18 protein-coding genes and 1 pseudogene are annotated in these 22,512 nt (G+C 35.1%); 12 read left to right on the forward strand and 7 right to left on the reverse strand.

Going from position 1 to position 22,512, the window contains the following annotated elements; genetic code table 11:
* Positions 1-97 precede the first annotated feature (97 nt).
* From BWGOE10_RS02795 to BWGOE10_RS02810, 4 genes and pseudogenes are all read left to right on the forward strand, one after another.
* Positions 98-1,513: an amino acid permease gene (locus tag BWGOE10_RS02795; protein ID WP_070140828.1), complete on the forward strand. Its 1,416-nt coding sequence runs from the start codon at positions 98-100 to the stop codon at positions 1,511-1,513.
* A gap of 127 nt (positions 1,514-1,640) precedes the next feature.
* A pseudogene (locus BWGOE10_RS02800) lies at positions 1,641-2,209 on the forward strand (class I SAM-dependent methyltransferase).
* A gap of 354 nt (positions 2,210-2,563) precedes the next feature.
* Complete coding sequence (locus BWGOE10_RS02805) at positions 2,564-2,941, forward strand: ArsR/SmtB family transcription factor (protein WP_002010461.1); 378 nt, start codon at positions 2,564-2,566, stop codon at positions 2,939-2,941.
* Between the two features lie 20 nt (positions 2,942-2,961).
* Positions 2,962-5,322 carry a heavy metal translocating P-type ATPase gene (locus BWGOE10_RS02810; RefSeq protein WP_070140829.1) on the forward strand — a complete coding sequence of 787 codons (2,361 nt, stop codon included), beginning with the start codon at positions 2,962-2,964 and terminating at the stop codon, positions 5,320-5,322.
* Positions 5,323-5,433: 111 nt separating this feature from the next.
* Here the strand turns inward: BWGOE10_RS02810 and BWGOE10_RS02815 are convergent, their stop codons facing one another.
* The gene (locus tag BWGOE10_RS02815) at positions 5,434-6,897 is read right to left on the reverse strand and encodes a nicotinate phosphoribosyltransferase (RefSeq protein ID WP_070140830.1); all 1,464 of its coding nucleotides are present in this window, start codon (positions 6,895-6,897) and stop codon (positions 5,434-5,436) included.
* Between the two features lie 199 nt (positions 6,898-7,096).
* Here BWGOE10_RS02815 and BWGOE10_RS02820 point away from each other — a divergent pair, with 199 nt between their 5' ends.
* From BWGOE10_RS02820 to BWGOE10_RS02825, 3 genes are all read left to right on the forward strand, one after another.
* Positions 7,097-8,368, forward strand: coding sequence for a helix-turn-helix domain-containing protein (locus tag BWGOE10_RS02820; protein ID WP_070140831.1), 1,272 nt, complete (start codon positions 7,097-7,099; stop codon positions 8,366-8,368).
* 1 nt (position 8,369) lies between these two features.
* Positions 8,370-8,495, forward strand: a complete 126-nt coding sequence (locus BWGOE10_RS32470; protein WP_131798947.1) for an NprX family peptide pheromone — start codon at positions 8,370-8,372, stop codon at positions 8,493-8,495.
* Between the two features lie 166 nt (positions 8,496-8,661).
* Positions 8,662-10,362 carry a M4 family metallopeptidase gene (locus BWGOE10_RS02825; protein WP_070140832.1) on the forward strand — a complete coding sequence of 567 codons (1,701 nt, stop codon included), beginning with the start codon at positions 8,662-8,664 and terminating at the stop codon, positions 10,360-10,362.
* Positions 10,363-10,425: 63 nt separating this feature from the next.
* On the opposite strand, the gene BWGOE10_RS02830 is transcribed toward BWGOE10_RS02825, so the two are convergent.
* Complete coding sequence (locus tag BWGOE10_RS02830) at positions 10,426-10,974, reverse strand: TVP38/TMEM64 family protein (protein ID WP_070140833.1); 549 nt, start codon at positions 10,972-10,974, stop codon at positions 10,426-10,428.
* 400 nt (positions 10,975-11,374) lie between these two features.
* On the opposite strand from BWGOE10_RS02830, the gene BWGOE10_RS02835 reads away from it, so the two are divergent.
* Together BWGOE10_RS02835 and BWGOE10_RS02840 are read left to right on the forward strand one after the other, a co-directional pair.
* A complete protein-coding gene (locus BWGOE10_RS02835; protein WP_070140834.1) occupies positions 11,375-11,893 on the forward strand; it encodes an RNase A-like domain-containing lipoprotein in 519 nt (172 codons plus the stop codon).
* 14 nt (positions 11,894-11,907) lie between these two features.
* On the forward strand, positions 11,908-12,180 hold the full coding sequence (locus BWGOE10_RS02840; RefSeq protein WP_070140835.1) for a hypothetical protein: 273 nt from the start codon (positions 11,908-11,910) through the stop codon (positions 12,178-12,180).
* 54 nt (positions 12,181-12,234) lie between these two features.
* On the opposite strand, the gene BWGOE10_RS02845 is transcribed toward BWGOE10_RS02840, so the two are convergent.
* The 3 genes from BWGOE10_RS02845 to BWGOE10_RS02855 form a co-directional block, all read right to left on the reverse strand.
* Positions 12,235-13,497 (reverse strand): VanW family protein, encoded by a 1,263-nt coding sequence (locus BWGOE10_RS02845; protein ID WP_070140836.1) that lies wholly within the window; start codon positions 13,495-13,497, stop codon positions 12,235-12,237.
* A 234-nt stretch (positions 13,498-13,731) separates the two neighbouring features.
* On the reverse strand, positions 13,732-14,748 hold the full coding sequence (locus BWGOE10_RS02850) for an LCP family protein (protein WP_098786609.1): 1,017 nt from the start codon (positions 14,746-14,748) through the stop codon (positions 13,732-13,734).
* Between the two features lie 186 nt (positions 14,749-14,934).
* A complete protein-coding gene (locus BWGOE10_RS02855; RefSeq protein ID WP_070140838.1) occupies positions 14,935-16,113 on the reverse strand; it encodes a NupC/NupG family nucleoside CNT transporter in 1,179 nt (392 codons plus the stop codon).
* Between the two features lie 91 nt (positions 16,114-16,204).
* Between BWGOE10_RS02855 and BWGOE10_RS02860 the strand changes: the two genes are divergently transcribed.
* The 3 genes from BWGOE10_RS02860 to aspA all read left to right on the forward strand — a co-directional run bounded on the left by BWGOE10_RS02860 (position 16,205) and on the right by aspA (position 19,614).
* Positions 16,205-16,591 carry a VOC family protein gene (locus tag BWGOE10_RS02860; RefSeq protein ID WP_070140926.1) on the forward strand — a complete coding sequence of 129 codons (387 nt, stop codon included), beginning with the start codon at positions 16,205-16,207 and terminating at the stop codon, positions 16,589-16,591.
* Between the two features lie 110 nt (positions 16,592-16,701).
* Positions 16,702-18,000, forward strand: coding sequence for a hemolysin family protein (locus BWGOE10_RS02865; RefSeq protein ID WP_070140839.1), 1,299 nt, complete (start codon positions 16,702-16,704; stop codon positions 17,998-18,000).
* A 177-nt stretch (positions 18,001-18,177) separates the two neighbouring features.
* Positions 18,178-19,614 (forward strand): aspartate ammonia-lyase, encoded by a 1,437-nt coding sequence (gene aspA, locus BWGOE10_RS02870; RefSeq protein WP_016093356.1) that lies wholly within the window; start codon positions 18,178-18,180, stop codon positions 19,612-19,614.
* Between the two features lie 182 nt (positions 19,615-19,796).
* On the opposite strand, the gene BWGOE10_RS02875 is transcribed toward aspA, so the two are convergent.
* Both BWGOE10_RS02875 and BWGOE10_RS02880 read right to left on the reverse strand, forming a co-directional pair.
* Positions 19,797-21,416 (reverse strand): lactate permease LctP family transporter, encoded by a 1,620-nt coding sequence (locus tag BWGOE10_RS02875; RefSeq protein WP_070140840.1) that lies wholly within the window; start codon positions 21,414-21,416, stop codon positions 19,797-19,799.
* Between the two features lie 203 nt (positions 21,417-21,619).
* On the reverse strand, positions 21,620-22,159 hold the full coding sequence (locus tag BWGOE10_RS02880) for a redoxin domain-containing protein (RefSeq protein ID WP_306475199.1): 540 nt from the start codon (positions 22,157-22,159) through the stop codon (positions 21,620-21,622).
* Between the last annotated feature and the right edge of the window lie 353 nt (positions 22,160-22,512).

A 22,512-nucleotide genomic window follows, 5' to 3' on the forward strand; every position in this document is an offset into this window, starting at 1 on the left:
CATTATACAAAACAAAATCGAACAATATATAAAACAACATGATAAGAGCTAAGAGATAATACCTCTTAGCTCTTCTTGGTAAAAGGGGGCATTCATCGTGGCCAACCTATTTAAAAAGAAATCCGTTACGCAATTGTTAGGGGAAAGTAAAAGTAAAACTTTAACGAAAACGCTAGGGGCATTTGACCTAACAATGCTAGGGATTGGTGCGATAATTGGTACAGGAGTTCTAGTATTAACGGGATTAGTAGCAGCAAGAGATGCTGGTCCAGCAGTTATTTTTTCATTTATGATTGCAGCAATTGTTTGTGGATTTGCAGCTTTATGTTATGCAGAGGTTGCATCTGCACTTCCTGTTTCAGGTAGTGTGTACACATATTCATATGCAACGATTGGTGAGTTTGTTGCCCATTTAATGGGATGGACATTGCTATCCGTATATGTCGTAACGACTGCCGCAGTAGCTGGCGGATGGACGGGTTATTTCAATAATTTAGTGAGTGGATTGGGACTTGAAATTCCTAAAGCATTGTTAACGATTCCATCGCAAGGTGGTATGGTGAACTTACCCGCAGTTATCGTTACGTTGGTGATAACTTGGTTATTATCACGAGGTACAAAAGAAAGTAAGCGTGTGAATAACATAATGGTATTAATTAAAATTGGTATTGTTGTTTTATTCATTGCAGTTGGTGTATTCTACGTGAAACCAGAAAACTGGATACCATTTGCACCGTACGGCTTAAGTGGAGTCTTTGCCGGAGGAGCAGCAGTATTCTTCGCTTTCTTAGGATTTGATGCATTAGCAACTTCTGCTGAAGAAGTAAAAAATCCACAACGTGATTTGCCGATTGGTATTATTGCTTCATTAGTCATTTGTACAATCATTTATGTTGTAGTTTGTCTCGTTATGACAGGTATGGTTTCTTACAAGGAATTAGATGTACCTGAAGCGATGGCCTATGTACTAGAAGTTGTAGGACAAGATAAAGTGGCTGGTGTAATTGCTATTGGAGCTGTAATTGGTATTATGGCTGTAATTTTCGCATACATCTACGCTACGACACGTGTATTCTTCGCGATGAGCCGTGACGGTTTATTGCCAAAATCTTTCGCGAAAATTAACAAGAAGACAGAAGCACCAACATTTTCAATTTGGTTAACAGGAATTGGTAGTGCTGTAATTGCTGGATTTATCGATTTAAAAGAATTGTCGAATTTAGCGAATATTGGAGCGTTATTAACATTCGCGATGGTTGGTGTAACTGTCATCATTCTTCGTAAAACGCATCCGAAATTACAACGTGGATTTATGGTACCACTGGTACCAATCTTACCGATTATTTCAGTTGCATGTTGTCTATTCTTAATGGTAAATTTACCGTTAAAAACATGGATATACTTCGGTGTTTGGTTGGCAATTGGAGTAGTTGTATACTTTGTATATTCGAAAAAGCATAGTCATCTAAAAGAAGATGGAAGTTCGCAAGATAGTTTAGAAAAAGCTAATTAAAGGGATATAACATAGTAAGCCTTGTGCGTCTAGGGAGCGCGCAAGGCTTTTTCTTATGTAAATATAAAGGGAATGGATATGGTTTTGTAGAATTTTGTATGTCGTAATATGCAAAAGGGGTGTAAGAATGAGGATAAAAGAAGATATAAAAGTTGTCGTTGGAGCAGAGGGATACAATAATAACCCTGGTTACATACGAATGAAGACGAATTAAATTTATTAAAAAGAGCAACGTGGCTTAATAAATTTCAGCTTAATTCTTTATCAGTAATTTTAGCGGAACATGTATGGGAGCATTTATCGTACGAAGAAGGAATCGAAGCGGCAAAAATTTGTTATGAGTTTTTAACGGAGGATGGATATATTCGTTGTGCAGTGCCAGATGCATTTTTTCCAGATGAAGAATATCAGGAAGGTGTACAAGTAGGCGGACCAGGTCCATTAGATCATCCAGCAGCAAGCCATAAAATCGTTCATAACTATAAAACGATCACGTCCATGTTTGAATCAGCAGGTTTTCAAGTGAAGGTTTTAGAATATTGTGATGAGAATGGTGAGTTTCATTATAATGATTGGGATGAAAAGAAAGGATTCATTTATCGATCGAAACGTTTTGATCATAGAAATCAAGGTGGTAAATTAGAATTTGCTTCGTTAATTGTGGATGCAGTGAAAGTTAATAAAGTGAAACTTTAATCAGTGGGGGGTTCTTCATCCCCCACTGATTATCAGCTCTCACCAATCGGGCTTTTACGGGCAGTAAGACTCCCACCTAACTTCTTTGCTCCGGCTGCATTTTGAGGTGGGATTCTTACTGCCCGTTAATAGGGGATAAACAAGAGAAGGATGCATGATAGTTTTCGTGCATCCTTCTTTGTATGAAGAGTATGATGGATGCGGAGAATATTGATATGTGTATGTGGAAATGTGAACGAAATTGTCAAAAAAATCTTTCGGTTTTCATTGACACATATGAATAGGCGCTCATATAATAAAGGTATAAGATATATGAATAGTTGTTCATATGTTCAAATGAAGAGGTGAGCTGTGATGGCTGAAAATAAAGTAGAAACGCAACAGGAAGCATGTTCTCAAACGGTAATTCACGAGGAAATCGTGGATCAAGTAAAACAAACAATTCCGACTGATGAAAGTTTAAGTAAAGTAGCAGAATTATTTAAAGTATTAGGTGACCGTACACGTACGAGAATATTACATGCATTATTTGAAGCTGAAATGTGTGTTTGTGATTTAGCTTATTTATTAGGAATGACGCAATCTTCAATCTCACATCAGCTTCGTGTATTAAAGCAAGCAAAGCTTGTAAAGAACCGTAAAGAAGGAAAGGTAGTTTATTATTCATTAGCTGATCAACACGTAATTCATATCTTCGAGCAAGCGTTTGAACACGTAAACGAGGAAGAATAAAAAAGCGAGGAGGGAGAACGATGGCAGAAGCGTTGGTGAAAAAGAAACTTATGCTAGAAGGCTTAGATTGTGCGAATTGTGCAATGAAAATTGAAAAGGGTGTTGGGAATATAGAGGGAGTAACGTCTTGTTCCGTAAACTTTGCAACTAAGACGATGCTTTTAGAAACACCACAAAATAAAGAAAATCAAGTTGTTACGGAAGCGAAGCAGCTCGTTACAAAATTAGAGCCGCATATTAAGATACAAGAAGAGAAAAAAACAAAAGCGGCGAAAGAAGTATTTATATTAGAAGGTTTAGACTGTGCGAACTGTGCAATGAAGATTGAAAATAAGGTAAAGGAAATGCCAACAGTTTCAGAAGCGACTGTTGATTTCGTATCAAAGAAATTAAGAGTAGAAGTTGCGAATAAAAGAGAACTTGAATCGACTGTGCAAAATATAAAAAATGTCGTTCAAAAGTTAGAGCCAGATGTAAAAGTTGTTCGTGAAGAGGAAAAAGGACACGACCATGGCCATGATCATGGTGATGGAAATGTGAAAAAAATGATAGGAAGATTAGTAGTCGGCGGAATTTTGACAGGAATTGCTGCATTAGCCGGATTACCGCAAATGATAACAATTCCATTATTCGTCCTTGCGTATTTATTAATAGGTGGAGATATCGTTTGGAGAGCGGTAAGAAACATAACTCGCGGCCAAGTGTTCGATGAAAACTTTTTAATGGCAATTGCAACTTTAGGGGCTTTCGCGATTCAACAATATCCAGAAGCGGTAGCAGTTATGCTATTTTACCAAGTAGGGGAACTGTTCCAAAGTATTGCAGTAAATCGTTCTCGAAAATCAATTACGTCATTAATGGATATTCGTCCTGACTATGCGAATGTGAAAGTTGGAAACGAAACGAAACAAGTATCACCAGAGGATGTTCAAATTGGTGAGTATATTATCGTAAAACCAGGTGAAAAAGTACCGTTAGACGGGAAAGTAGTTGAGGGAACATCAATGATGGATACTTCAGCGTTAACAGGTGAGTCTGTACCGCGAGAAGTAGAAGTTGGTAATGACGTATTAAGTGGTTTTGTAAACCAAAATGGTGTATTAATTGTTGAAGTTACAAAAGAGTTCGGTGAATCGACTGTATCGAAAATTTTAGACTTAGTACAAAATGCAAGTAGCAAAAAAGCGCCAACAGAAAACTTTATTACGAAGTTTGCACGTTATTATACTCCTGTTGTAGTTATAACAGCAGCAATAATGGCATTTATTCCACCACTTATTTTAGATGGCGCTACATTCTCCGATTGGATTTATAGAGCTTTAGTGTTCTTAGTAATCTCTTGTCCATGTGCGCTCGTTGTATCGATTCCTCTTGGATTCTTTGGTGGTATTGGTGGGGCATCTAAAAGTGGGATTTTAGTAAAAGGAAGTAACTATTTAGAAGCCTTGAATGATGTGAAATATATCGTTTTTGATAAAACAGGAACATTAACAAAAGGTGTCTTTAAAGTTACGAAGATGGAGCCTAGTGAAGGTATTACAGCTGAAGAGCTATTAGAATATGCAGCATTTGCAGAAGTATATTCAAATCATCCGATTGCACAATCTATTCGAAATGCATATGGAAAATCAATCGATGAAAACGCTATTGAAGACTATAGTGAAATTTCTGGTCATGGTACGGTTGTAAAAGTACAAGGAAAAGAAATTTTCGCAGGTAATGCTAAATTAATGAGAAAAGAAAACATTACATTTAAGCAACCGAATACAGTAGGTACACTAGTCCATGTTGCTGTAGATGGTAAATATGCAGGTTATATTGTTATCTCTGATGAGGTAAAAGAGGATTCAAAACAAGCAATTCAAAAGTTAAAAGAACTAGGTATTAAGAAGACAGTCATGTTAACTGGTGATGCAAAATCAGTCGGTGAAGCTGTTGGTAAAGAATTAGGTTTAGATGAAGTTCATGCCGAATTATTACCACACCAAAAAGTAGAAGAAATTGAAAAAATTGATGCAGCAAAACGCGGTAAAGAAAAGATTGCATTCGTCGGTGATGGTATTAATGATACACCAGTATTAGCAAGGGCGGACGTTGGTATTGCAATGGGGGGCTTAGGGTCAGATGCGGCAATTGAAGCTGCTGACATCGTTATTATGACTGATGAGCCTTCAAAAATTGCGACAGCTGTAAAAATTGCAAAACGTACACGTAGTATTGTCTGGCAAAATATTATATTTGCATTAGGGGTAAAAGGGTTAGTGTTATTACTCGGCGCCTTTGGTATTGCAACAATGTGGGAAGCAGTCTTCTCAGATGTTGGTGTGACACTACTTGCAGTTTTAAATGCAATGCGTGTACTGAGAGTGAAAGATTTATAAAAATAAGCGAGGGCGCGATTACGCCCTCGCTTATTTTTATTATTATGTTAATATATTTTAAACTAATATACGTACAACATTAAAAAAACAGAGAAGGGGAAACTTCTCTGTTTATTTTTGTATATTTTTCGCAACCTTTTCTCGAACAGTTTGAATATAATTCATTTTATGATCCCAACATTCTTGGCTTAAATCTACAGGGTACTCTTCAGGATTTAAAGTTCGCATATATTCTTCCCAAAATAGTGAGAGGCTGTGTTCGTTATACTTTTGAATATCTAATATATTAGGTAATTCATACGTTCTTTTACCGTTAACGAAAATATCTTGATGCAGTTCGCGTGCTTCGAAGTTTGTTACGAATTTACTTATATATGTATGAACAGGATGGAACATTTTTAAACGTTCTTCTTTTCCGGGTTCTTCTGACTCTAAAGCAATATAATCGCCTTCTGCATGATCGTTAACACGGTTAATAATACGATAAATTCGTTTAAGTCCTGGGGTTGTAATTTTTTCAGGATTAGATGAAATTTTAATCGTATCATTTAATTTCCCGTCAGTATCTTCAATAGCGACTAGTTTATAGACAGCACCTAATGCTGGCTGCTCAAAGGCTGTAATCAGCTTTGTGCCAACACCCCATATATCAATTTTTGCCCCTTGAGATTTCAAGTGCATAATCGTATATTCGTCTAAATCGCTAGAAGCGATAATTTTTGTGTTTGTAAATCCAGCTTCATCAAGTTGTTTTCTCGCTTCCTTTGATAAATATGCCATATCACCACTATCCAGGCGAATGCCATAAAAATCGATACGATCCCCGAACTCTTTTGCAACACGAATCGCATTTGGAACACCAGATTTTAAAGTGTCGTATGTATCGACGAGAAATACACATTTTTTATGTGTTTCAGCATATTTTTTAAACGCAACATATTCATCACGATATGCTTGAACGAAAGAGTGGGCATGTGTGCCAGCTACAGGGATGCCAAAACGTTTCCCTGCCCGAACGTTACTTGTAGATGAAAACCCACCAATAAAGGCAGCGCGAGTGCCCCAAAGAGCAGCATCAAACTCATGAGCACGCCTTGTACCAAACTCTAAAAGTTCATCATTATTTGCAGCATGCTTCATACGTGCAGCTTTTGTAGCAATTAATGTTTGGTAATTTACAATATTTAAGAGGGCGGTTTCAATTATTTGTGCCTCACCGAGTGGTGCATCAACCCGTAATAAAGGTTCGTTATTAAAAACAACTTCACCTTCTTGCATACTACGAACCGTTCCAGTGAATTTCATATTTTGTAAATAATGAAGGAATTCTTCTTCAAATTGTAATTCTGCTAAATAAGCGATATCGCTTTCTGTAAAACTGAAATTTTCTATGTACTCTACAATTTTCTCAAGGCCAGCAAAAACAGCGTAGCCATTCTCGAATGGAAGCTTTCGAAAATATAAATCAAAAACAGAACGGCGAGTATGAATACCATCTTTCCAATATGTATAAGCCATGTTGATTTGATATAAATCTGTATGTAAGGCATAACTATCGTCTTTATAATGATTCATTGCGAAAACACCTCCGTAATTTGGTTATAGTATACCAATTTTCCACCCTTCGTAGCAAAGAAGTAATAGAGGATTGAAGTCAAGAGAGAAAAAAATGAAATAATGCATATTTTTTAGAAAATTTACATTTATCAATTTATATTTCTCTGGATTTTATGTATTATTAGAGTAATGGGGGTAATGAGAATGGAGGAGGACAATGCAACAAACATTAGAAAAAATAGGCAAACAAGTCTTTTATAAACGGCTACAGCAAAAAATGACACAAGAAGAATTATGTCAGGGCATTTGTTCTGTCTCATACTTAAGTAAGATCGAAAATGGAAAGATTGAAGCATCAGAAGAAATTCTACAATTGCTCTGCACAAGACTAGAAATTGCTGTGACGGATTTGAGAGATGTAGAAGAAGATGTGAAAGTAAAGTTGGATGAGTGGTTAAATGCACTAATTCATTTGGACAAGCAACAGGTAGAACGCATATACGAAGAGTTGCAAGGTGAAATGAAGCATGTTTTAGATTTTGAAATTATAAATTATTATAAACTGCTTTATACGCGGTATTTAATTATGAAAAGGGATTTTCCTGCTGTTGAAGAAGAGTTAGAGAGCTTAAAGAAGATGTACAAAAAGTATTCACCATTTCAGAAATTATTATATACGTATAGCAAAGGGTTATATTATTTTTTACAACATAAATATAAGAAGGCATTAGAGTACTTAGCTCGAACAGAAATAATGGCGAAGGAACAAGGGTATCATGAAAATGGGATATATTTCAATTTAGCTCTTGTTTATAATGAATTAGAAGTTGAACATATGACTTTACATTTTGCTAATGTGGCAATGGAAGGGTTTAAGAACGAATATAAGTTCCGTTATGTGATAAATTGCCAATTACTCATTGCACTGAGTTATATACAAAAAAAACAATATAATGAAGCGCTATCTATTTATAATAATATTTTGAGAGAAGCGAATTCTTTTGCTGATAAAGAAAGCATAACAGCCATTGCTTTAAATAACTTAGGATTCTTGTACTATAACTTAAAAGATTATGCAAAAGCTAAAGATTATTATTTGCAATGCTTACAGTATAAGAAGGAAGAGGATTTAAATTATATTGATGCAGTATATGAGATTGCTTTACAATGTATTGAATTAAAAGAGTTTGAAGAAGCGAAAGATTGGATTAGTAAAGGGATAGGTGTTGCGAAGAGGGATGAAAAGTATAAAAGTATGCTGTATATACTTTTAATGCTTAAGAATAAATACTTTGAAACTAAAGATGTTTATAAAAAGTTTTTAGAAGTTGAAGCAATCCCATTTTTTAGAGGCGAAGAGAATAAAAAGGAATTAAAAAGGGTGTATTTAGAACTAGCAGAGTATCATGAAGAATTGTTAGAGTTTCGAGAAAGTAATAGCTATTATAAATTAGCAATTAATTTATTAGAAGAAAAGGGAGGAAAATAATATGAAAAAAATAATTATTGGTGCTTTGGCTTTGGTAGCTGTATTAGTGGTATTGGAGCCACAATATGCTTGGACATCGGATATCTATGGCCAAGGAGAGAAGGTAGTTGAAGTAGTAAACTCTTAGTAAAAACCCCTTTCCAATCGGAAAGGGGTTTTTCAATATTTGTTCCTCAAAATTCTACAAAACTTGAGAAAAAAGTTATTTGAATTTTTAGTATATTAATAGTGGAAACATAATGCTAATATGAAATTACTCTTTTTCAAAAATTTTTTATTAGGGGGAAGGTTATATGAAAAGGAAGAGTTTAGCGTTAGTGTTAGCGACAGGAATGGCAGTTACTACATTTGGAGGGACAGGCTCTGCATTTGCGGATTCTAAAAATGTGCTCTCTACAAAGAAGTACAATGAGACCGTACAGTCACCTGAGTTTATTTCTGGTGATCTAACTGGAGCGACTGGTAAGAAAGCGGAATCTGTTGTGTTTGATTACTTAAACGCGGCAAAAGGTGAATATAAGTTAGGAGAAAAGAGTGCCCAAGATTCTTTCAAAGTGAAACAAGTGAAAAAAGATGCTGTAACTGATTCAACAGTAGTACGTATGCAACAAGTTTATGAAGGAGTACCTGTATGGGGGTCTACTCAAGTAGCTCACGTAAGTAAAGATGGTTCTTTAAAAGTACTGTCTGGAACAGTTGCGCCTGATTTAGACAAGAAGAAAAAGTTGAAAAACAAAAATAAGATTGAAGGCGCAAAAGCAATTGAAATCGCGCAACAAGATTTAGGGGTAACACCTAAATATGAGGTGGATCCAAAAGCGGACTTATATGTATATCAAAACGGTGAAGAAACAACATATGCATATGTTGTGAATTTAAACTTCTTAGAGCCAAATCCAGGAAACTATTACTATTTCATTGAAGCGGAAAGCGGTAAAGTGTTAAATAAATATAATAAACTTGATCATGTAACGAATGATGATAAGTCACCAGTTAAGCAAGATGCTCCTAAACAGGAAGCGAAAGCGGTTGTAAAGCCTGTAACAGGAACGAATAAAGTGGGAACTGGTAAAGGTGTATTAGGAGATACGAAATCGCTTAATACAACGTTATCTGGATCATCTTACTACTTGCAAGATAATACGCGCGGAGCAACAATTTTCACATATGATGCGAAAAACCGCTCAACATTACCAGGAACATTATGGGCAGATGCAGATAATGTTTTCAATGCAGCGTATGATGCAGCGGCAGTAGATGCTCATTACTATGCAGGTAAAACATATGATTACTATAAAGCTACATTTAACAGAAACTCTATTAATGATGCAGGAGCACCATTAAAATCAACAGTTCATTACGGAAGTAAGTATAATAATGCATTCTGGAACGGCTCACAAATGGTATACGGAGATGGTGATGGTGTAACATTCACTTCATTATCTGGTGGCATTGATGTAATTGGCCACGAATTAACGCATGCTGTTACAGAAAACAGTTCAGATTTAATTTATCAAAATGAATCAGGAGCGCTAAATGAAGCAATTTCTGATATCTTTGGTACTTTAGTAGAATTCTATGATAACCGTAACCCAGATTGGGAGATTGGTGAAGATATTTATACACCTGGTAAGGCGGGAGATGCACTTCGTTCTATGAGTGATCCAGCGAAATATGGTGACCCAGACCATTATTCTAAGCGTTACACTGGTTCAAGTGATAACGGTGGCGTTCATACAAATAGTGGCATTATTAACAAACAAGCTTATTTATTAGCAAATGGTGGTACGCATTCTGGTGTAACTGTAACTGGTATCGGTAAAGATAAATTAGGTGCGATTTACTACCGTGCAAATACACAGTATTTCACGCAATCTACTACATTTAGTCAAGCTCGTGCTGGTGCAGTACAAGCTGCAGCGGATTTATATGGTGCTAGCTCTGCAGAAGTAGCAGCAGTTAAGCAATCATTTAGTGCTGTTGGTGTAAACTAAGGCTTTAAGGACTAGTTATTAATAAAATACCTCAAAAATAAAGAAGGAGCTTATGCTCCTTCTTTATTTTTTTCTCCATTTTTTCCACAAATAAAATAATCCAACGCAACCCGCGATTGTTACAATCCACTTCGCTTCATTTGTTCCATTTATGACATGATATGCAGAATATACTTCAATCAATAAGGCCGGTATTTTCCCTATTGTGCTGGCAATACTGAAGGAGAGTAGTGACATTTTGCCTAGAGCTGCAAATAAAGTAACGATACTTGATGGGATGAAAGGTATCAATCGAAACGATAGAACGAGTAGAAAGGCCTCTCTGCCTTCTACATAAAGAAGACGCTCTACCTTTGGGTACTTATTTACTTTATCGTGAGTGAACTTTTGAAGGCCTATGCGATAAATATAAAACGAGATAATAGCCCCTAATGCCTCGCCTGCGATCGAAATGATTGTGCCATTCGTTACACCAAAGAGCTGTATATTAATGGCGGTCAAAAAAATACTAGGGATAAAACCTAAAAGACTAATGATGATATTGATTAAGATACTAAGTGGAATTGCGATGGAATAATAGTCTGTTAAGAAGTTTTGAATTGTTTCAGCCATTCTTTATAATCCTTTATCTTTTTTTGCATTACACCATATTTTCATTGTATAGGCAAGTGTAAATTTACATAATGTAGAAAACAGTTGATAGGAAGGGGTCTATATACCTTATAAAGGTATTGGGTATATGAAAACATGGGTATATTTAGTTTGTTTAAAAAATACTCAATAAATCCTATATTTAAAGGGTTTATGGAGTGTTATGATTGGTATCTTTATCCGGGAAATAATCATAAAAACATGGGGGTATATTTTTAAATGGGCGAAAAACAGTGGTTTAATGAAAGTGGATTGGAAAATATAGAAAAATGAATGAGGTATTTTAAAACTGTATCCATTTTTTCTTTGTGAAATTGACTTTTAGTGGAGTTACGATAATAATCATGGAAGAGGTGATACGATGAAACGACTAAGTAGTCTTTTCTTGAGTAGTTTATTGGCACTAATGCTGATTTTAAGTGGATGTGCAGGAAAAGAACAAAAACCAGAAAAACCAAAAGAGGATCATTCTACATCAGTAGAAAAAATTAGTGATAATATTTTAGATGAAATGGAAGGGCCACCTAAAAATGGTCATACGATTGAAAGGCATGTAGGCAAATCAGAAGAGGATTTGAAGAATCGTTTGAAGACAGATAAAGTTTCAGCGGCAAGTACATACTATGATAAGGAAACAGCGACAAAGGCTGTGAAAGATAGTTTAAAACAACATGATAAAGAAATTCAGGATTGGTTGAAAAACTCTAAAGAGGCTCGCCTTGTATTGAATACAACTCATTCATTCCCAGTTGGAAAAACGGTAATAAAGAAAAATATGAATGTAAAAGACAAACTAGTAAAGACTGTTACTGTTTTAGCGAGAGATAAATCAGGAGATCTAGGATTTAAGATTATTACTTCTTATCCATCAGATAAATAAAGGGGGGAGTATATATGTATCTAACATTACAATACTTTCTTAAATCGTACTGTACGTTAAGTATTCATGAGGATGAAATAGTAAGCGTGATGGAAGAGTTTATAGAGCAAGAAGACGAAGAAATTGTTTTGAAATTACGCAATGAATTAGTAAATATGAAGAAAAAGAACGCTTGGGAAGAGGCGTGCGTATTAGCTGCGAAGCAAGGGAATCGTATATGGTCTTTAGAAGAAACGCAGGACCATCTTGGGAATTTTTTACTATTATTGCAAAAGAAAAAGGCGTGAGTAGATCACGCCTTTTTGTATACGCTTTTTGAAATTTGTCCGTTTGATATTATCTCATTGTTTTGGGGCACTTTTATATACGCTTTTTGAAATTTGTCCATTTGATATTACTTCACCGTTTTGTGTTACTTTTTTATACGTAACCGCTGTTATTTTATCACCAGTATTACTAATTACTTGAGAAGAAACTTCAACATTTTTACCAGTATTTGTACCGAAAATACGTGTAGTAATACTGCCGCCATTTGAAAATGCTTGAATGTAAATATGCTTACCTGTATTGTTTTTAAATTGTAAATCCGGACCATAATCTGCCACTGCTGCATCTTGCCCAAGTGGTAAATAATTTACGGGCATAGAATGATTGCTTCGAGAAACAATTCCTAAATCTGCCCTTAAAGCTGCGCTATATAAAGTACTACTGACTTGGCAAACACCTCCGCCTGCACTTTGTATAACTTTACCTTGTGAATATACTGCTGCGGATTTATAACCATGTGCAGCATCAGTTACGCCAACACGGCCATTAAAACTAAACGTTTCATCAGGTGCTACAATAACTCCACTTAAAGTATTAGCTGACTTATTTACGTTATAGGACTGATTTCCATTACGGCCAGCCATTGGGGTAGAGTATTCAGCAATCACTTCTTTAATCCCCATTTGTTGTATATCTTCTGTAGAACGTTCAGGTTTTATTGGTGTAACTGGTAATGCAACATCGGATGTGCCAGAAGTAATAGCTGCGCTTGTTAAATCGGTTAATTTTCCTTTATCAATTTTTTCTCCATTTTGACTTTGGCTAATATTTACTGTAGAGCCTTCAACACTTAATTCGGCGTTGACAGGATTTTTTAATGTTTCATTATATTTATCCTTTATAAAGGTTTCATAAGTTGTTGTATTTAATTGTGGTGTTAATTTATAGTCACGTTTTACTTCACCGTTTTCAGCTTGCTTACGCATGTTGTAACGATTCATTACGTTCCCTTCTTGTTCTTTAAAGATATTTTCGACAATATCCTTCTCTTTATAATCTACTCCTAAATCTTTCCATATGTAAGTTTGTTTATCATTTTGGAATACGTAGTTAAGAGATTTTTGATTTAATTCATTCACCTTTTGATTAACAATGGCTTGAATATCTGCTTTATTTTTTCCATCAAGAGAAATACCTTCAAATGTAGTGTTTGGTAGTGCAGTTGTATTTAGTTGATTATTTAATTTGGATACATATTGATATCCACCAACACCACCAACACAAAGTAATATGCCACCGGCAATAGCGGAACCGATCAGTATTTTGCTTAGCTTCATTTATTTCCCCCCAGAAAAATTTGTATAAATATATGTATTACATTTTTTGTATAAAAATGATGAAAATAACATTATGTACGTACTAGTATACTATTATTTTAACTATGTGTGTAATGTTTTCATAAAAAATGTTACACCGTTGTAATAATTGTCTCTTTTTGTCACAATATGCATGAGAAATATGTTGAAAATTATAATAAAAAGGCTGCTTAGAAAAATCTAGCAGCCTTTTTATTATAATTTTTTATGCTCATTTTTATTCGTAACACCGAGATGTTCTTGAAGTGTTGTCGATATATCATTAACACTTTTTTCGTTTGGAACGTAATAATAAATACCACCTATATATTTATCAGTACCTTCCACTTGCAATTTATCCATTTTTAAATTTGAATCCATTGAATTTTTTGCAATAGCCATCATATCATCAAAAGTTAAATTTGTTTTTAAATCTTTATCGACAGCATCTAATAGGCTTCCGATTTTATTAATGGAATTGAGAGATAGGGCTTTTTCAGCAATAGCCTCTAAAACAAGTTGTTGTCGTTGACCACGCATATAATCACTATCAATATGACGCGTTCTAGCTAGTGCAAGTGCTTCTTCTCCATTTAAATGTTGACGCCCTTTTTTTAGGTGAATTGCATCTGCTTCGTCGCTACTATTTTGTTCTGTGAACTCAACTGGAACGTCGACAGTTATACCACCTAGAGAATCAACGATCTTGATAAAGGATTTGAAATTAAATTTTACATAGTAATCAACTGGGACATCTAAAAATTTTTCTACTGTATCAATTGTGCTGTCTACACCACCAAATACGTGTGCATGTGTAATTTTATCATATTTATCACGTGATTTAATGTAGACGCGTGAATCACGTGGAATGCTAACTAGTTTAACAGATTTATCATTTTTATTAATTGTTGCAAGTAGTAATGCATCTGTACGAGTCGCTTTTCCGTAACCCTTTTCCCTGATATCACTTTCATCAACACCCATAATCAGGACAGAAATATTATCAGTCATAGGTTTAACAGCTTTTTCACGTTTGCTGGATTTATCTCCTCGACCGAGTTCAGAATAGGCGTTGCTTAAGACGGATTTTGCTTTACTGTATATATGGAAGGAGTAGCCTCCTGCTCCCATTGCTACAATAAGTAAGGGAATAAGAAGGAACCAAAGTAGGCGCTTTTTCTTTGAACGTCCTTTTTTGGCTCGAGTTTCGTTGTTAATGTCGGATTTCATCATTTTTTCTCCTTTAAAACAATCAAAGTGTATACATCTAGAAGTGTATTAAAACACATAAAAAATATTTTACGCTAAATAAAAGGTATTGTACATGTATAAAAAATAGATGTCTTGATTATTTATAAGACATCTATTCGTTATTGTATACAAAAAACAGGGATAAGAAAATGATAAAATTTTACCTAATTAAAGCATAATACTTACAATAATAGCAGATAAAATACTAACAAGAGTAGCGCCGTATAGTAATTTTAGGCCGAAGCGGGCAACAACATTTCCTTGTTCTTCGTTTAACCCTTTTACCGCACCGGAAATAATTCCAATGGAAGAAAAGTTGGCAAAAGAAACGAGGAAGACAGAAATAATACCAACTGTACGGATAGAGAGAGTGCTGGAAATTTTACTAAGATCCATCATTGCTACAAATTCATTTGTTACAAGCTTTGTTGCCATAATGCTACCCGCTGTGACAATTTCAGAACTTGGTACGCCGATAAGAAATGCAATAGGGGCGAATACATAGCCTATTAGTTGTTGGAAAGTAATGCCGAATATAATGAGGAATAGGTCATTAATGCAACTCATTAATGCGACGAATCCAATGAGCATAGCGCCAACGACAATAGCTACGCGAAAACCATCAAGAATGTATTCTCCAAGCATTTCAAAGAAACTTTGTTTTTCCCCTTTTATTACCAAAATATCTTCATCATCGTTAACGTCGTAAGGGTTAATAATGAGTACGATAATAAAACCACTAAATAAATTGAGAACGAGTGCGGTTACTACATATTTTGGTTCAATCATTGTCATATAGGCACCGACAATGGACATAGATACTGTTGACATAGCAGAGGCGCAAAGTGTATATAGTCGATGTTTTGGAATTTGGGCTAATTGTTTTTTAACCGTAATAAAAACTTCTGATTGGCCGACAATAGCGGAAGCGATGGCGTTGTAAGATTCTAATTTCCCAAGACCGTTTATTTTACTAAGAAAGAAACCAATCCAACGAATAAAGAATGGTAGTATTTTGAAATGTTGTAATATACCAATTAAGACGGAGATAAAGACAATCGGTAATAATACGTTAAGGAAAAATGGCATTTCCCCTTTATTTGCAAGGCCACCAAATACAAAGTTTATACCACTGGCAGCATACTCAAGTAGCCTCGTAAACAGGTTGGAAATTATCATAATAAGTATGAGACCAATTTCTGTATTTAATAATAAATAGGTTAAAATTAACTGTATAATAAGCATGATGAAAATTGGTTTAAATTTAATGTGCTTTTTATTGTTGCTAGCAATGTAGGCGAGGAAAAAAACAACGATAAGTCCAACGAAAAAAGTGATAAATTTCATAATAAGCCCCCTAAAAGAGATATTCTGATATATATGTTTTTCATTTAAAGTGAGAATATGCATGTTTGGTAAAGAGAGGAATAGAGGAATCATGAATATATGTAGAGTACATCACGTTGCAATTATTTGTTCAAATTATGAAGTGTCAAAGGATTTTTATACACGAATATTAGGTTTCAAAGTGAAGAATGAAGTATACAGAAAGGAAAGAAATTCTTATAAGTTAGATTTATGTGTAGGAGGAGAGTATCAAATTGAATTATTTTCATTTCCAAGTCCGCCTGACCGCGCAAGCTTTCCAGAGGCTGCTGGACTTAGACATTTAGCTTTTGCGGTTACTGATATAGAAGAAGCTGTTAAACATTTAAATCGATACGATGTTGAGACGGAATTGATACGTGTTGATGAGATAACGGGAAAAAAATTCGTCTTTTTCCAAGATCCTGACGGTTTGCCATTAGAATTGTATGAGGGCTGAAAATTGGTGAATTTTATATAGGGTTGCTTTCAAGTAAATGAAGAAACTAAAGTGAAACTTCTTTATTTAAAGGAGGTGTAACTTTAGCTAAGAAAAGCTAAAGGACATATGTGGATATTTTAAAATTATTGATGGTAGCTGTTCTTATTGGGCTAACAGGTTTCTTTGTAGCTGTAGAGTTTGCAATTATAAAGGTGCGTAGCAGTCGTATCGATCAACTCGTTAGTGAAAAAAGACGAGGCTCATTGGCAGCTAAAAAAGTAACTTCAAATTTAGATGAGTATTTATCGGCATGTCAGTTAGGAATTACGATTACTGCTTTAGGGCTCGGGTGGTTAGGAGAGCCGACGATTAAACATTTACTCGAACCACTGTTTTTAAAATTGGATTTATCTCCTGCAATTGCAAGTACAGTTTCATTTATTATTGCATTTGCAGTTATTACGTTTTTACATGTTGTAATTGGTGAACTCGCTCCAAAGACTTTTGCAATCCAAAAAGCAGAGCAAGTTAGCTTATTATTATCAAAGCCCCTTATTTATTTTTACCGAGTTATGTATCCATTTATTTGGGCTTTAAATGGCTCTGCACGATTTGTGACAGGCTTATTTGGCTTACATCCGGCTTCTGAACATGAAGTTGCGCATTCTGAGGAGGAACTAAGATTAATCTTGTCTGAGAGTTATGAGAGTGGCGAGATTAATCAAACTGAATTTAAATATGTAAATAACATCTTTGAATTTGATAACAGGGTAGCAAAGGAAATCATGGTACCTCGTACTGAAGTTGTTGGTTTATATGAAGATGAGCCGTTTGAGACACATATTAAAATAATCGCACAAGAAAAATATACGAGATATCCAGTATTTGGTGAAGATAAAGATGAAATTATTGGGATGGTTAATGTAAAGGACTTGTTTATTCGTTATATGGATGGTAATCGAGATGAAGAGTGTTCGATTACACCATATACACGTCCAGTTATTGAAGTGTTAGAAAATATCGCAATCCATGATTTACTATTGCAAATGCAAAGAAGGCGCATTCCATTAGCTGTATTATATGATGAATATGGTGGCACAGCAGGGATTGTTACATTGGAAGATATTTTAGAAGAAATTGTTGGAGAAATCCGAGATGAATACGATGAAGATGAGCATCCACCTATAGAACATATAAGTGAAGTGTGTAAAATTGTAGAGGGGAAAGTGCTTATTAGCGAAGTAAATGATTTATTTGGCATACATTTGGTCGCTGATGATGTGGATACAATTGGTGGTTGGATTATGGTACAAAAGCAAATCGTTGCTGAGGGAGATATTATTGAGAAACACGGCTTTTCTTTTAAAGTTCTTGAAAAGGATATGCATCAAATTAAGCGAGTTGAAATAAAGAAAGTAGAAGAATGAATTTTCTATTATATTAACTTTAATAAAAAGGATATATAGAAAAATAAATGTTTGCGCTTTCAAAAGAGGTGCTATATAGTGAAGGTGGATACTGAAGAATTCTTTTAATGATACTCGTATTTTATAGGGCGAATTCTTTAGATAAGGATTTAGAATGAAAAGTATAGGTGATGAAAAATGATAGCAACGAAGGATATACGTATAGAAAAAGATTTTTTAGGTGAAAAGGAAGTACCGAGTGTAGCTTATTATGGTGTACAAACATTACGTGCCGTAGAAAACTTTCCTATTACAGGATACCGCATTCATCCGTCACTCATTACGGCAATGGCAATTGTAAAAAAAGCGGCAGCGCTTGCGAATATAGATACAGGTTACTTAGCTAAAGATATCGGACAAGAAATTGCAGAAGCGGCACAAGAGATTGTGGATGGAAAGTTCCATGATCAATTTATTGTAGACCCAATTCAGGGCGGGGCAGGTACTTCAATTAATATGAATACTAATGAAGTAATTGCTAATAGAGCGTTAGAACGTATGGGATACGAAAAAGGTGAATATGCGAAAATTAGCCCAAACACTCATGTGAACATGGCTCAATCAACAAATGATGCATTCCCAACTGGGATTCATATTGCAACTCTTATGATGCTGGAAGAACTTCTTGTTACAATGGAAGAACTTCACTCTGCTTTTCATGATAAAGCAAAAGAGTTTGATCACGTTATTAAAATGGGGCGTACACATTTGCAAGATGCAGTTCCAATTCGCCTTGGACAAGAATTTGAAGCATATAGCAGAGTGCTAGAGCGTGATATAAAAAGAATTAAACAGTCTCGTCAACATTTATACGAAGTTAATATGGGTGCGACAGCTGTCGGTACGGGATTAAATGCAAACCCTACTTATATAGAACAAGTTGTGAAGCATTTACGAACTTTTAGTGGTTTCCCTCTTGTTGGTGCAGAGCATTTAGTTGATGCGACGCAAAATACAGATGCATATACAGAAGTATCTGCAGCACTAAAAGTATGTATGATGAATATGTCTAAAATTGCAAATGACCTTCGTATTATGGCTTCTGGTCCACGTGTTGGGTTGGCGGAAATTCAATTACCAGCTCGTCAACCAGGTTCATCTATTATGCCGGGTAAAGTAAATCCAGTTATGGCAGAAGTAATTAACCAAGTTGCTTTCCAAGTAATTGGAAATGACCATACAATTTGCTTAGCGTCAGAAGCTGGCCAATTAGAGTTAAATGTAATGGAACCGGTATTAGTATTTAATTTAATTCAATCCATCAGTATTATGAACAATGGATTCCGTGTATTCCGTGAATATTGTATTAAAGGAATTACAGCGAATGAAGAGTTGCTTAAGCAATATGTTGAAAAAAGTGTTGGAGTTATTACAGCGGTGAACCCTCATATTGGTTATGAAGCAGCTTCTCGCATTGCACGTGAAGCAATTGCGACAGGAAAATCTGTTAGGGAGCTATGTTTAGAACATGGTGTACTTACAGCAGAAGAGCTTGATATTATTTTGGATCCATACGAAATGACGCATCCTGAAATTGCTGGTGCTTCTTTATTAAAGGATAAAGTGAAACTTTAATCAGTGGGGGGGGAATCCCCCACTGATTATTAGTTGAACCAATCGGGCTTTTACGGGCAGTTGATCTCCCACCTAACTCCCTCGTATTCGCCGAATTTTGGGGTGGGAGTTTTACTGCCCGTTAATGCGGGATAAAAAAATGTAATGTAAAAAGCACCGATCCATTTGGATCGGTGCTTTTTTTAGAAGATATTAAATACAGAGTTAAGTTGAAGTAAGCTAATAATAGCTAAGAAGATTAAACTATATTTCATCACTATTTTAAATAGAGCAGATTCTTTACCAACTAGTCCAACTGCTGCACAAGCAACTGCTACAGATTGTGGTGAAACCATTTTTGCGATTGTACCCCCAACTACGTTTAATGAAACGAGAGTAGATGGAACGATGTTTAACTGATCGGCAGTTACTGCTTGAAGTGGTGCGAATAATGAACCACTTGATACGACTGAACCTGTAATGAATACGCCAATCCATCCTAAAATTGGAGAAAGAACTGGGAATGCATTTCCTGTAGAAGAGAATGCAAGTCCAAGTGTAGATGACATACCAGAGTAGTTCTCTACGTAAGCTAAAGCGATAACGCTACAAATTGTATATACTGGAACTTTTAGTTCTTTTATTGTTTCGATCATTAATTCTTTAATCATTTTGCCGTTTACACGATAGACGATAAGTGAAACGATAATTGCTAATACAATCGCAGTAGTTGTAGAAGAGAATACATCTAGTTTGAAAATCGCTGCGAAAGGTGTATCAGCCTTTGTAATTGGTGCAGTTTTCATAACCGCATTATGAAGACCAGGGAATTGAATGTTAAATACTAAGTTTGCCAATGGACCATCCGGAGCAAATAAAGCTTTAATCGGTTTTAAATTAAAGATTGTTACAAATGCAGTTAAGAATACGAATGGAGACCAAGCATATAAAATTTGATTGAATGTATGAGATTCTTTTTCTTCTTGTTTTTCTTCTTTAGCAGAAGATTTTGGCTGCCAAACACGTAAGAATAATGCAAGAGCGACCATACTTACGACTGCTGCGAAAATATTAGTAAGTTCAGCGCCTAAGAAGTAAGTCACAAGGAACTGAGTAATTGCGAAAGAAACACCACTTACAAGAATACCTTGCCAAGTTTCTTTAATGCCTTTAAATCCATCTACCATTGAAACAAGTAAGAACGGTAAAACAATGCTAATGAATGGCAAAATGTAAACAGCTTGACGACCGACAGTTAATGCATCTAGCCCAGTTAATTGTGCAGGTACTGTAACTGGAATACCCATAGCACCCATAGCACCACCAGCGATATTAGCTACTAAGCAAATACCTGCTGCTTTTAATGGATTAAAGCCCATACCTACAAGTAATGCAGCTGTAATAGCAACTGGAACACCGAAACCAGCTGCGCCTTCTAAGAAAGCACCGAAAGAATAAGCGATTAATAATACTTGTAAACGCTGATCATTTGTAATACTTGAAATGCTATCACGAATGACATTGAATTGTTCTGTTTTAACAGTTAATTTGTAAAGGAAGATAGCTGCGATAACGATAGTACAAATTGGATAAAATCCAGATAAAACACCGAATCCGGCAGATGCTACTGCTACAGTTGCAGGCATTTTATAAACAAATATTGCAAGGATAATAGCAACAATTACACTGTAAAGACCAGCCATGTAACCTTTCATTTTCAATCCCACTAAACAAATAATGAAGCAAAAAATTGGGAGTGCTGCGATTAGTGCAGATAACCAAATATTGTTTAATGGGTCATAAATTTGTGTCCAAGTACTCATAATAATGACAACTCCTATCTATTATATGTGAATAATTTCACATTATTTGTGAAATTATTCACAATCAACTTACATGCTTAGTATATTCTCCTTCAACACTATTGTCAACGTGAAAAAGTATAATTATTCCATAATAGTATTAAAAGTAACATTTAGTTCATAAAGTAGACAAAAAGCGTAATCAAATTGATTTGATTACGCTTCTATAAATTATTTACATATTCTTTCATTTTTTCATATGTCATTGGTCCTACATGCTTATATTGAATGACACCGTTTGTATCGATGACAAAAGATGTTGGAATGCTGATGATTTGATATGCGGCACTTGCCTGTCCTTTCTGATCTAATAGGACGGGGAAGGTGTATTTGTTTTCTTCAAGAAATTGTTTTACGTTGTTCGGGTCTTTTTCAGTAGCTGTCGCATTTACAGCGACAATTTCAATCCCCTTATCCTTCGTATCATGATAAAACTTTTCCATATCAGGCATTTCTATTTTGCATGGACCACACCAACTTGCCCAAAAGTTCAATATTACTTTTTCCCCTCTATAGTCTGTAAGGTGAACTTCTTGACCATTGGTTGTTTCTAGAAGGAAATTAGGGGCGATATTACCAACTTCAGTTCCAATTGGAATGTTTGATTCTGAAGTTATATCTTCTTTTTTATCTAATAGGAAGTTATGGATAATAGTCCAGCCAATTGCAATACTAATGAAAACAACAATAAACCATTTTTTAATATTACATCATCCTCCTTACTTAAATTTCCTTTTTATCGTAACAAAGAGGTTAAATGTGGTCAAATTACTTTACGGTAGGTTATCAATTATAGACGGTATTTTACAATATCATTACTGTACATTTCAATGAGGTGAAAATATAACAAAAAGCCTGATAAATCAACATTTGTAAGCAAAGTATTGCTGTCCTTTTTTTTTGCTTTTTCTTTATATCATATAGTATAATATTCAAAATCAGCAGGGATTTTTTCCTGAACTGTGTGCTGATAAAAGGAGGAAAAATTTTTCAGCATTATAGGTTGATAAAGTTATGTCGTAACAGGAAATATAAGAACAGATATATAAATAAATAA

Origin of the sequence: Bacillus mycoides (assembly GCF_001757995.1) — a bacterium.
GTDB lineage: Bacteria > Bacillota > Bacilli > Bacillales > Bacillaceae_G > Bacillus_A > Bacillus_A mycoides_B.

Excerpts from the sequence above, each read along its gene's own strand:
- BWGOE10_RS02835 (WP_070140834.1), top strand. The coding sequence starts at position 11,375 with ATGAAACGACTAAGTAGTCTTTTCTTGAGTAGTTTATTGGCACTAATG.
- BWGOE10_RS02875 (WP_070140840.1), bottom strand. The coding sequence starts at position 21,416 with ATGAGTACTTGGACACAAATTTATGACCCATTAAACAATATTTGGTTA.
- BWGOE10_RS02825 (WP_070140832.1), top strand. The coding sequence starts at position 8,662 with ATGAAAAGGAAGAGTTTAGCGTTAGTGTTAGCGACAGGAATGGCAGTT.
- aspA (WP_016093356.1), top strand. The coding sequence starts at position 18,178 with ATGATAGCAACGAAGGATATACGTATAGAAAAAGATTTTTTAGGTGAA.
- BWGOE10_RS02830 (WP_070140833.1), bottom strand. The coding sequence starts at position 10,974 with ATGGCTGAAACAATTCAAAACTTCTTAACAGACTATTATTCCATCGCA.
- BWGOE10_RS02820 (WP_070140831.1), top strand. The coding sequence starts at position 7,097 with ATGCAACAAACATTAGAAAAAATAGGCAAACAAGTCTTTTATAAACGG.
- BWGOE10_RS02810 (WP_070140829.1), top strand. The coding sequence starts at position 2,962 with ATGGCAGAAGCGTTGGTGAAAAAGAAACTTATGCTAGAAGGCTTAGAT.
- BWGOE10_RS02855 (WP_070140838.1), bottom strand. The coding sequence starts at position 16,113 with ATGAAATTTATCACTTTTTTCGTTGGACTTATCGTTGTTTTTTTCCTC.
- BWGOE10_RS02860 (WP_070140926.1), top strand. The coding sequence starts at position 16,205 with ATGAATATATGTAGAGTACATCACGTTGCAATTATTTGTTCAAATTAT.
- BWGOE10_RS02805 (WP_002010461.1), top strand. The coding sequence starts at position 2,564 with ATGGCTGAAAATAAAGTAGAAACGCAACAGGAAGCATGTTCTCAAACG.
- BWGOE10_RS32470 (WP_131798947.1), top strand. The coding sequence starts at position 8,370 with ATGAAAAAAATAATTATTGGTGCTTTGGCTTTGGTAGCTGTATTAGTG.
- BWGOE10_RS02815 (WP_070140830.1), bottom strand. The coding sequence starts at position 6,897 with ATGAATCATTATAAAGACGATAGTTATGCCTTACATACAGATTTATAT.
- BWGOE10_RS02850 (WP_098786609.1), bottom strand. The coding sequence starts at position 14,748 with ATGATGAAATCCGACATTAACAACGAAACTCGAGCCAAAAAAGGACGT.
- BWGOE10_RS02845 (WP_070140836.1), bottom strand. The coding sequence starts at position 13,497 with ATGAAGCTAAGCAAAATACTGATCGGTTCCGCTATTGCCGGTGGCATA.
- BWGOE10_RS02840 (WP_070140835.1), top strand. The coding sequence starts at position 11,908 with ATGTATCTAACATTACAATACTTTCTTAAATCGTACTGTACGTTAAGT.